This is a genomic window from Streptomyces sp. NPDC059452, assembly GCF_042750035.1.
Taxonomy (GTDB): domain Bacteria; phylum Actinomycetota; class Actinomycetes; order Streptomycetales; family Streptomycetaceae; genus Streptomyces.
The window spans coordinates 320,583-331,049 of the sequence record NZ_JBHYVE010000002.1 but is presented as its reverse complement, the minus strand read 5'-3'; the positions used below and the strand labels follow the sequence as shown (position 1 = coordinate 331,049).

Genomic DNA, 10,467 nt, shown 5'->3' with positions numbered 1-10,467 from the left:
GGGGAAAATTTTGCCCAGTCGTCTGGAGAAATCGCCCCCATGGGGGGCTCCCGTGGGGTGAAAACTGCGGCGGGGGGGCCGTCTCTTCGCAGAGACGACCCCCGCGCCTCCGGCCGCGCTGAGGAGCAGCACGGCCGGATGACGGCCAAGTGGGGAAATGACCCGCAGGGCGTGTTACTTGACGGTGACTTCGGTCAGCTCGTAGTCGCCGTGGAAGTCCACCTTGACGTTGCTGACGTTCTTGCCGTGGCCGCCGTTGATCGCGTAGTACCAGAGCGGGATCGACGGCATCTTGTCGACCAGCGCCTTCTCGACCTCCTGGTAGGCGGCGACCGACTCCTCGAGCGAGTCGGCCTTGTCCCCCTTCGCCATCAGGGCGTCGATCTCCTTGTCGGCGAAGCGGCCGTTGTTCGACTCCGCCTTGGAGTGGTACAGCTCCTTGAGGAAGTTCACGTTGACCGGGTAGTCGGCGACCCAGCCACCGCGGTACATGCCCTTGACCTGGTTGTTGTCGCGAGCCTCAAGGTCGGTCGGGAAGTCCGGCTTGGCGTCGCCCACGCAGTCGACCCCGGTGGCGTTGCGGATGGACTCGCAGACAGCGGTCACCCACTCCTTGTGCCCACCGTCGGAGTTGTACTGGATGGAGAACTTGTTGCCCGGGACGCCGCCGCCGGCCTTGATGAGCTCCTTGGCCTTGGCCGGGTCGTACTTCAGGAAGTCCGACTCGAGCGTCTGGTTGCCCTTGACCTGCGGGGGCGTGAAGCTCGTCGCGGGGGTACGGGTGCTGTTCAGGACGGTCTTCGTGATGGTGTCACGGTCGATCGCCTTGGACAGACCCTGGAGGACGCGGGGGTCGATGTCCTTGAACGTCTTGGTGTAGAAGGCCGGGACCAGCGTCTGGATCGCGGCGTACGGCTGCGCGATGGCGCCGTCACCGAGGTCCGCCTTGTACTTCGGCAGGTCACGCGGGCCGACCTGGCGCACCATGTCCAGGTTGCCGGAGATGACGTCCGAGTACGCGGCCTCGACGGTCGAGTAGTTCTTGAACTGGATGCCCTTGTTGGCAGCCTTGTTCGGGCCCTGGTACTCGTCCCAGGCCTTGACCTGGATGAGCTTCTTGTGGGTCCACTTCTCGAACGTGTACGGGCCGTTGCCGATCGGCTTCTTGCCGAACGCCTTCGGGTCGTCGTAGAAGGCCTTGGGCAGCGGCGCGAACGTCGCGTAACCGAGCTTGTAGTTGAAGTACGGGACCTTCTCCGACAGCTCGATCGTGAACGTGGTGTCGTCCACGGCCGTCAGGCCGGACATCTTGTCGCCCTTGGGCTCACCCTTCTCGGGGTGGACGTCGTCGTAGCCCTTGATGTCGGAGAACCAGAAGGCGTTCTGCTGCTTGTTCTTGACGTTGGCGTACCAGTTCCACGCGTCGATGTACGACTGCGCGGTGACGTCCTCACCGTTGTGGAACTTCCAGCCCTTCTTGAGCTTGACGGTCCACGTCTTGGAGTCCTCGGTCTCGACGGACTCGGCGTTCGTGAGAACGATCTCGCCCTTGGCGTCGAAGTCCAGGAGCTGGGTGAACAGCGACTGGATGACGTAGGAGCCGTTGCTCTCGTTGGTGTCGGCCGGCAGCAGGGGCTTCTGCGGCTCACCGACGTCGATCGAGACGTAACCGGCGGGCTGGCCGGAGGTGTTCTTCTTGCCTCCGTCACCGTTGTCGCTGCCGCCACAGGCCGTCGCGGCCAGGGCGATGACGGCCGCTCCCGCGACCCACTTGGCGCTCTTGGCACCGCGCATGGGTTTCCTCCTCATGAGTCCACTTTTGACTACAAGAAGGGCACTGGAGAGATTCACCGACACCCCTGACGGTGATCGTTCAGTGCCCCGAGTGTGCTCGTGAGTCGGCACTCCCCACAGTGCGTGACCCATTGACCCGAGCTCAATGGAGCCAACTATTGAGTACGGCCGGGCTGTAAACCACACTTAAAGGGTCTCGGTTTGACAACATCAGTCCACCCTGTGTGCCCGAAATCCGGACAAAGCGATCCCAGACAGACACGCCCGAAACGGACTGTTAACACATGTTCCGGAGAGCTACCTCCGATATCCGGACAGCTCGGCCAGGAAAAACGATTGACGAAGGCCCGGTCCCACCACAGTTTCCTGGGTGGGCCGGGCCTCCTGTCAATGCCTCTGCTGACGGCCCGTCCGAACGGGACCGCACGGGCCGCCGGGCCCGGTGAATACGGAGCGTACGGCTCCGGGGGCCTGGGACCGCCTCACCGGGCCCCGAGAGAGTGCCTCAGGACCCGGTGAGGGCGTACGTGGCCCACGTGGGCAGCGGGTGGGGCGTCTACGTCAGCGCTTGGCGCGGACGTACGTGCCTACGTCAGCGCTTGGCGCGGGAGGCGGTGCGGCCGCGCTCCTTCGCGTCCAGGACGACCTTGCGGATACGCACGGTCTCCGGGGTCACCTCGATGCACTCGTCCTCGCGGCAGAACTCCAGGGACTGCTCCAGGGAGAGCTTGCGGGCCGGGACCACGTTCTCCGTGGTGTCCGCGGAGGCCGCACGCATGTTGGTGAGCTTCTTCTCCTTGGTGATGTTCACGTCCATGTCGTCGGCGCGCGAGTTCTCGCCGATGATCATGCCCTCGTACACCTCGGTGCCGGCCTCGGTGAAGATGACACCGCGCTCCTGGAGGTTGACCATCGCGAACGGCGTGACCGAACCCGAACGGTCCGCCACCAGCGAGCCGTTGTGACGGGTGCGCAGCTCGCCGAACCACGGCTCGTGGCCCTCGAAGATGGAGTGCGCGATGCCCGTACCGCGGGTCTGCGTCAGGAACTCCGTACGGAAGCCGATGAGGCCGCGCGAAGGAACGATCCACTCCATGCGGACCCAGCCGGAGCCGTGGTTCGTCATGGTCTCCATACGGCCCTTGCGGGTCGCCATGAGCTGCGTGATGGCGCCGAGGTGCTCCTCGGGGGAGTCGATCGTCATGCGCTCGATCGGCTCGTGCGTCTTGCCGTCGATCTGCTTGGTGACGACCTCGGGCTTGCCGACGGTCAGCTCGAAGCCCTCGCGGCGCATCTGCTCGACCAGGATGGCGAGCGCGAGCTCACCGCGGCCCTGGACCTCCCAGGCGTCGGGGCGCTCGGTGTCCAGGACGCGGAGCGAGACGTTACCGATCAGCTCGCGGTCCAGACGGTCCTTCACCTGGCGGGCGGTGACCTTGTGGCCCTTGCCGCCCTTGCCGACGAGCGGCGAGGTGTTGGTGCCGATGGTCATCGAGATGGCCGGCTCGTCGACCGTGATCAGCGGCAGCGCGATCGGGTTCTCGGGGTCGGCCAGGGTCTCGCCGATCATGATGTCCGGGATACCGGCGATGGCACAGATGTCACCCGGGCCCGCCACCTCGGCCGGCTTGCGGGTGAGCGCCTCGGTCATCATCAGCTCGGTGATGCGGACGTTGGACATGGTGCCGTCGCGCTTGATCCAGGTGACGGTCTGGCCCTTGCGGAGCTCACCCTGCTCGACGCGGCAGAGCGCGATACGGCCGAGGAAGTTGTCGGCGTCCAGGTTGGTGACGTGGGCCTGGAGCGGCGCGTCCTCGTCGAACTCGGGGGCCGGGACGTGGGAGAGGATCGTGGAGAAGAACGGCTCCAGGTTCTCGCTGTCCTGCGGGACGGTGCCGTCCTCGGGCTTGGTCAGCGAGGCGACGCCGTCACGGGCGCAGGCGTAGACGATCGGGAACTCGATCTGGTCCTCGTCGGCGTCCAGGTCCAGGAACAGGTCGTACGTCTCGTCGACGACCTCGGCGATCCGGGAGTCGGGCCGGTCCGTCTTGTTGATGCAGAGGATGACCGGCATCTTCGCGGCCAGCGCCTTGCGCAGCACGAAGCGGGTCTGGGGCAGCGGACCCTCGGAGGCGTCGACGAGCAGCACGACCGCGTCCACCATCGACAGACCGCGCTCGACCTCGCCACCGAAGTCGGCGTGGCCGGGGGTGTCGATGATGTTGATCGTGATCGGGTCCCCGCCGTCCTTGGGGTGGTACTTCACCGCCGTGTTCTTGGCGAGGATCGTGATGCCCTTCTCACGCTCCAGGTCGTTCGAGTCCATCATGCGGTCGTCGAGCGACTCGGCAGCGTGCGCGGCGAAGGAGCCGGCCTGCTTGAGCATGGCGTCGACCAGCGTGGTCTTGCCGTGGTCGACGTGGGCGACGATGGCTACGTTACGGATGTCGTGGCGCGTGGGCATGGGTGGCTTGCGCTTCTCTCGGATCGTGGGATCAGGCGTCTCAGTCGGTCTTCGAGTCCTCGTACGCCCGCCGGGCGGCACGCCACGGCTCGTCCCATGGTACGGGCCCTGCGCGTGCGGGGCTTCCCGGGCCGAACCGCTCACGCGGTCTTCCGGTGTGATTCAGCCGATATTCAGCCGGTGTCAAGGAGCGCGGGCGGCGGGTGGGAGGCCGCACGGGGATCGCGTGGGAATCGCGTGGGGATCGCATGGGGGGAGGGTGTGAGGAGGGTCGAACAGCCCGGGTCAGGGCGGATACCACCTTGCCCGCCGTGGTGACGGCGGGCAAGGGTTTTGAGCAGGAACTGAGCTTGCGCAACAGCGTTGACCTGCTGTTTCTTCGGTTGCCTTCTTGCGTATTCCTGCGCTGACCTGCTGCTTCCTACCGCGACCCGCTACTTCTTCGGGTCGGCGGGGGGACCCGCCGCCTGCCGGTCCGTGAACCCGATGTCCTCGTAGCGGGGAGCCGCGAAGCCGAAGGCGCCGACATTCGCGAGCTTCTTGTCCACCGCGACCAGCTGCGGGCGCTGAAAGAGCGGAATCGATCCTGCGGCGGCCCAGATCCGGGCGTCCGCCTGCTTCATCAGCTCCCGTGCGGCCTTCTCGTCGAGCTCGGCGACCGCCTGGTCGAAGAGCTGGTCGATGTGGTCGGTGCCGACCCGGGTGTAGTTCTGCTCGACGAGGAGGGAGCCGTCGGTGGCCGGCTCCGGCTTGGCGTAGATGGGGCGTCCGTCGGTGGCCGGGTAGGCGGTGGCGGGCCAGGAGTAGAGGGCCAGGTCGTAGTCGCCGGAGGCGATGTGGTCCTTGAAGTAGCTCTCGTCGGGCACCTTGGTGATCTCCGTACCGATCCCGATCTTCTCCAGCATCGCCGCGATCCGCTCGCCGACGCCGCGCAGCGACTGCGAGCCGGGCCCGGAGGGGAGCACGAAGCGCAGGGTCAGCGTCTTGCCGTCCTTGCCGAGCGGTCCGTTGACGGAGGCGGGTGCGGGTGCGGCCGTACCGACGGGGGCGTACGCGCCGGCGGCTCCGCCGGGCTGCTTGTCCTGGGCGGTGAGCTTGGCGGCCGTGTCGGCGGCGGCGCTGTCCCCGCCGATGGCCTGGGCCTGGCGGAGGAGGGCGAGGCTGTGTACGGCGGCGGCCTGGGAGGGGGCGAGGACGTGGGAGGCGTAGGGGCCCTCCACGGGTCCGGCGCCCGGCTTGTCGTCCTGGCCGACGATGTAGAGGCCCTCGGCGCGGGAGGCGGTGCTGTCGGCGGAGCCGGAGGCCGCCTTGTCGGCCTTCGTGCCGTCCTGCTTCTCTTCTGCCTTCTCCTCTGCCTTCTCTTCTGCCTCGGCGTCGCCCTTCTCGGACTTCTTCTCCGCCTTCTCCTCGGCCTTCTCCCCGGCCGTGCCGGTCGCGTCCTTGTCCTCCTCGTCCTTGTCGGTCGCGTCCTTCTTTTCTTCCTTCTCCGCCTCGCTGCCCGCCTTGGTGTCCTTCGGCTTCTGGGCCGCGCCGCCCTGGGTCCAGCCCGCGTCGGCCAGCAGGGCCTGGGCCTCCTTGGTGTTCTGGTCGCCGAGCGCCCCGCTGCCGTCCTTGTAGCCGGGCTGTCCGGCGAGGGCCAGGTGGCTGCCGAGCGGCTTCGCCGGGAGCCCGAGCGGCTTCAGTACGGTGTCGGCGATCTCCTGCCGGTTCAGGGCGCGGGCCACCGCCCGGCGCACCCGGTCGTCCGCGAGCGGCCCGGACTCGCCGTTGAGGGCGAGCTGGGTGTAGGCGGGCTCCAGGGACTTGCGTACGACGTAACTGCGCAGCGCCTTCTGTTCCGCCCCGTACGCGGCGACGGCCTTGCGGTTCTTCTCCCGGGCCGCCTGCGCGATCTCCGCCTGCTCCTCGTCGGAGCCGTGTGCCAGGGCCCAGGAGCGCATGGCGTCGGCGGCGGTGCGGTCGGCGCCGGGGCCGTGGGTGAGCGGCTGGCCGTTGTTGCCCGCGTCGCGGAGGGCGAGCGCGATGCGGTTCGCGGTGGCCCCGTCGATGTCCGTGACGTGCACCGTGCCGTCGGCCAGCGCCTTGGCCCGGTCCTTGGGGTCGACCGCCCGGAAGACGATGCTGTCCAGCTTGGCCTTGTCGCCCCACCAGCGGGGGTTGCGGACGAGGGTGACGGTCTCCTTGGCCTTGCTCACGCCCTTCAGCTGGAAGGGGCCCGCGGTGATCTTCAGGGCCGTACGCGCACCGTCGTTGAAGGTGTCCGGCGACCCGGTGATCTGCTTCGGGTAGAGCGGCGAGAAGAGGGAGCGCCAGTCCGCGTACGGCTTGGCGAAGGTGACCCGCACCTGGAGGTCGTCGGAGCCGCGCTCGATCTTCTCGATCCGCTCGTACCCGGCGTTGCGGGCGGTCCAGAAGGCGGAGTCCTTGCCGCTGAGCGCCCGCCACTGGGCGACGAAGTCGGGGGCACCGATCTCGCGGCCGTCGCTCCAGACCGCCTGCTGGTTGAGCTTGTAGAGCACGACCTGCTTCGGCTCGCGCTCGATGATCTTCGCGGACTCCAGGTAGTCCGGGTTGAGCTTCGGCTGCCCGGTGGCGTCCATCGGGAAGAGCGTGGGCAGCAGGGCCCCGGTGATCTTGGTGGTGGCGCTGTCGGCGTCGGCCTGGAAGGCGTTGAAGGTGGTGGGCATCGCGTCGACCGCCCAGTTGACCGTGGACCCGTCGGCGACCCGGTCGCGGGCGGCGGGGGCGATGTCCTGCGGGACCCCCCGGGAGGTCTCCTCGGTGCCGGAGCTGCACCCCGCCAGGACGGGGATCGTGAGCACCCCCGTCGTGAGGAGCGCGAGCGAGCGGCGCTTTCGTACCGTCCCGCGCGGGACGCCGACGTGGGACATGGCTGATACCTCCGGGGCCGGACCGGACCACCCCGTACCGGAATGGACCGGATAGTGCGTATGTGGTGGCATTTGCAGTTGATCACACTGATTCCTTCCGCCTACTGAAAACGCCTCCGCGCGGGAGGTGCCGCCGACACGGCGGACGGGGCCGCCAAGCTCACCCGCCCGGAGGAACGATTCGCCTCCCCCGGCCCTCGCGAGCTGATGGTCCAGCTCTGGTACCCGACGACCGCCACCACCGCCTCACCGCACCGCCACCGCCCGCAGCCCACCGCCCCCTACACCGACCCCGGCACCGCCGCCGCGCTGGAGGTGGCCTGGGGTATGCGGCCCGGGGTGCTGAAGGCCGTCACCACCCATGCCCGTACGGGAGGCCGCCCCGCCCCCGGCACCCGTACGGCCGTCGTCCTGAGCCATGGACGCGGCGCCTCGCGCGTCCTCACCAGCGGTCTGGCCGAGGAACTCGCCTCGCACGGTCACCTCGTCGCCGCCGTCGACCACACCTACGACGCCGCCGCCGTCCGGTTCCCCGACGGCCGTCTGCTGCCCGGCGCGCTGCCCGCCGAACCGGACGACTGGGACGCCCAGGACCGGCTGGAGGTCGCCGTGCGCGCCGCCGACCTGCGCTGTGTCGCCGACGCGCTGTGCCGTCGCGGCCGCCCGCTCGCCGGGGTCGCCGTCCGGCGCGTCGGGCTGCTCGGCCACTCCCTGGGCGGGGCGGCGGCGGCCGAGGCCATGCGGCTGGACCGGCGCTTCGCCGCCGGACTCGACCTGGACGGCGGCCTGTTCGGCACCACGGTCCCGGAGACCGGACTCGACCGCCCGTTCCTCCTCCTCACCTCCTCACCGGACCACGAGACCTGGGCGCGGTGGCGCTCGCACCACCGGCACTGGGGACGCCACCTGCACCTGAGAGGCGGCGGCCACCTCACGGCCACCGACGTACCGGCCTTCGCGCACGCGGCAGGTCTCCGGGAGCGGTGGCCCGACCCGCTGTACGCCGAGTTCCTCGGCACCATCGCACCGGCACGGGCCGCAACGGTCACCCGGGCCTGCACGACCGCGTTCTTCGACCGTTTCCTCCTCGGCCACCACCGCCCGCTCCTGGACGCGCCCACGCCCCGCCACCCCGAGATCGAGTTCCGCTGGACACGGGGACGCTGAGACGGAACGCTCGTGCCTTCCAGGACGGCCGACCGGAAGGCACACAGCACATGACTGGGCAACCCGATCGCTGGGCGGAACTGACCGGCGGGCGCACGGGCGAGGAGTACGCCCGGCGTTTCGCGCGACTCGCCGCGTCGGGCCACGACGTCCACGGCGAGGCCACCTTCTGCGAGGCCCTGCTGCGGCCCGCGTCACGGATTCTCGACGCGGGCTGCGGGACCGGCCGGATCGCGATCCGGCTCACCGAGCTGGGCCACCGCTGCACGGGCGTGGACCTCGACGCCTCGATGCTCGCGGTCGCCCGCCGCCAGGCGCCCGCCCAGGAATGGCTCCTGGGCGACCTGGCCCGCCTGGACACCCTCGCCCTGGAGCCGGGCTTCGACCTGGTCCTGGCCGCCGGAAACGTCATCCCGCTCCTGGCCCCCGGCACCGAACCGGCCGTCGTCCGGCAACTGGCCGCCACCCTGCGCCCCGGCGGACTGCTGGTCACCGGCATAGGCCTGGACGCGGCCCACCTGCCCCTGCCGGAACCGACGGTCACCCTGCCGGAGTTCGACGACTGGTGCACCCGGTCCGGGCTGACCCTGCTCCAGCGGTACGCCACATGGAGCGGCGACACCTACCACCCGGGCGGCGGCTACGCGGTGAGCGTCCACACCCGTACGGCCCCGCCGCCGGAGGAGACCGCATGACCGCCCCCACCCGGCAGGAACGGACGGCCCCCGCCACGGAGGCACGGATCCGCGACAGCTCCGCCCGCCGGGGCTGACGCACCGCCTCGGCGACTTCGGCGGATGCCGGGCGACTGGCCCTGGTGTGCTGTCCATCCGGCTGGCACCCGTTCGAGGTGGGGCGTATGCCGGATGGCTGGTGGCCCCTGCTGTTCCTAGCCTCGGGGTATGAACTTTCGTCGTCTGTGGTTATCCGCCGTGGTGCTGGCACTGGCCGCGTCATCCCTGCCGTCCGCTGCGGCTTCGGCCGCGCCACGTTCCTCCGGCACGGCTTGGTCCGTGCAGCGCGATGCCGACGCGCTGCGGGATACCGGGGTCACCGGGGTGGCGGTCCGTCTGGAAACTCCGCGCGGGACGGTCACGGCCCGCTCCGGGGTGGGGGATCTGGTCACGCGCCGCCCGGTTCCGAAGGACGGCTATCTGCGTCTGGGCAGTGTCACCAAGTCGTTCGTCGCCACCGTCATGCTGCAACTGGTGGGCGAGAAACGGGTCTCCCTCGACCAGACGGTCGAGGAGCTGCTGCCCGGGGTCGTGTCGGGCGCTGGAAACGACGGCCGGACCATCACCGTCCGCGACCTGCTCCAGCACACCAGCGGTCTGTCCGACTACATCTACGACGTCTTCCCCGACCCCAGTGCCCACACCTACTTCGCCAACCGGTGGCGCACCTACGAGCCCGGAGAGCTGGTGGCCCTGGCCATACGCCATGAACCTGCATTCCCGGCGGGCACCCGCTGGGCGTACTCCAACACGAACTACGTGCTGGCCGGAATGATCATTCAGAAGATCACGGGCCGCAGCTGGGAGCAGCAGGTCGACGCCCGCATCCTGCGCCCGCTCGGTCTGCGGCACACCGACACCCCCGGCACCTGGCCTTTCCTCCCCCATCCGCACACGGCCAACCACCAGCAATTCACCGTGGACGGCCCGATGGTCGACACCACCATCCCCTACCGCCCCTTCGACACCGGGGCCGACGGCTCGATGACCGGCACGGCCCGCGACCTCAACCGCTTCGTCGCCGCGCTGATAGGCGGGCAGTTGCTGAAGCCCGCCCAGCTCGCCGCCATGCGGAACATGGTGCCGGTGCCGCAGGACAGCGGTCACCCGGAAGGCACCCGGGGCGGCCTGGGACTGTTCTTCACACCCCTGTCCTGCGGCGGCGGTTACCTCGGGCATGGCGGAAGCGGCTTCGGATACGTCATCCGGGCAGCGACAACCTTGGACGGCCGACGCACCGTCACCGTCTCCGGACACAGCCGCCCCGGGGACCCGCAGACCGCGGCCCGCCAGGAGGACGCACTGCGCGGCCTCATCGACCACGCCCTGTGCCGGACCACCTGAACGTGGGCGCCGGACCACCTGAACGTGGACTCCGACCGACGGAACACGGCCCGCGCTCCCCTCCCGAGGGGGA

6 protein-coding genes are annotated in these 10,467 nt (G+C 69.3%); 3 read left to right on the top strand and 3 right to left on the bottom strand.

The window, feature by feature from the left end; all coding sequences use genetic code 11:
• Positions 1–174: 174 nt before the first annotated feature.
• The 3 genes from ACFW9Z_RS04425 to ACFW9Z_RS04415 form a co-directional block, all read right to left on the bottom strand.
• Positions 175–1,794 carry an ABC transporter substrate-binding protein gene (locus tag ACFW9Z_RS04425; protein ID WP_384634166.1) on the bottom strand — a complete coding sequence of 540 codons (1,620 nt, stop codon included), beginning with the start codon at positions 1,792–1,794 and terminating at the stop codon, positions 175–177.
• A gap of 592 nt (positions 1,795–2,386) precedes the next feature.
• Entirely contained in the window at positions 2,387–4,258 is a 1,872-nt protein-coding gene (gene typA / locus ACFW9Z_RS04420) for a translational GTPase TypA (RefSeq protein WP_384634163.1), read from the bottom strand.
• A 434-nt stretch (positions 4,259–4,692) separates the two neighbouring features.
• On the bottom strand, positions 4,693–7,149 hold the full coding sequence (locus ACFW9Z_RS04415; RefSeq protein WP_384634160.1) for an ABC transporter family substrate-binding protein: 2,457 nt from the start codon (positions 7,147–7,149) through the stop codon (positions 4,693–4,695).
• A 207-nt stretch (positions 7,150–7,356) separates the two neighbouring features.
• Here ACFW9Z_RS04415 and ACFW9Z_RS04410 point away from each other — a divergent pair, with 207 nt between their 5' ends.
• The 3 genes from ACFW9Z_RS04410 (at position 7,357) to ACFW9Z_RS04400 (ending at position 10,394) form a co-directional block, all read left to right on the top strand.
• A complete protein-coding gene (locus tag ACFW9Z_RS04410; protein WP_384634157.1) occupies positions 7,357–8,316 on the top strand; it encodes an alpha/beta hydrolase in 960 nt (319 codons plus the stop codon).
• A 50-nt stretch (positions 8,317–8,366) separates the two neighbouring features.
• On the top strand, positions 8,367–9,011 hold the full coding sequence (locus tag ACFW9Z_RS04405; RefSeq protein WP_384634155.1) for a class I SAM-dependent methyltransferase: 645 nt from the start codon (positions 8,367–8,369) through the stop codon (positions 9,009–9,011).
• 207 nt (positions 9,012–9,218) lie between these two features.
• Complete coding sequence (locus ACFW9Z_RS04400; RefSeq protein WP_384634153.1) at positions 9,219–10,394, top strand: serine hydrolase domain-containing protein; 1,176 nt, start codon at positions 9,219–9,221, stop codon at positions 10,392–10,394.
• Positions 10,395–10,467 lie beyond the last annotated feature (73 nt).

Coding starts and splice junctions, on each gene's coding strand:
- ACFW9Z_RS04425 (WP_384634166.1), bottom strand. CDS start 1,794: ATGCGCGGTGCCAAGAGCGCCAAGTGGGTCGCGGGAGCGGCCGTCATC.
- typA (WP_384634163.1), bottom strand. CDS start 4,258: ATGCCCACGCGCCACGACATCCGTAACGTAGCCATCGTCGCCCACGTC.
- ACFW9Z_RS04415 (WP_384634160.1), bottom strand. CDS start 7,149: ATGTCCCACGTCGGCGTCCCGCGCGGGACGGTACGAAAGCGCCGCTCG.
- ACFW9Z_RS04410 (WP_384634157.1), top strand. CDS start 7,357: ATGGTCCAGCTCTGGTACCCGACGACCGCCACCACCGCCTCACCGCAC.
- ACFW9Z_RS04405 (WP_384634155.1), top strand. CDS start 8,367: ATGACTGGGCAACCCGATCGCTGGGCGGAACTGACCGGCGGGCGCACG.
- ACFW9Z_RS04400 (WP_384634153.1), top strand. CDS start 9,219: ATGAACTTTCGTCGTCTGTGGTTATCCGCCGTGGTGCTGGCACTGGCC.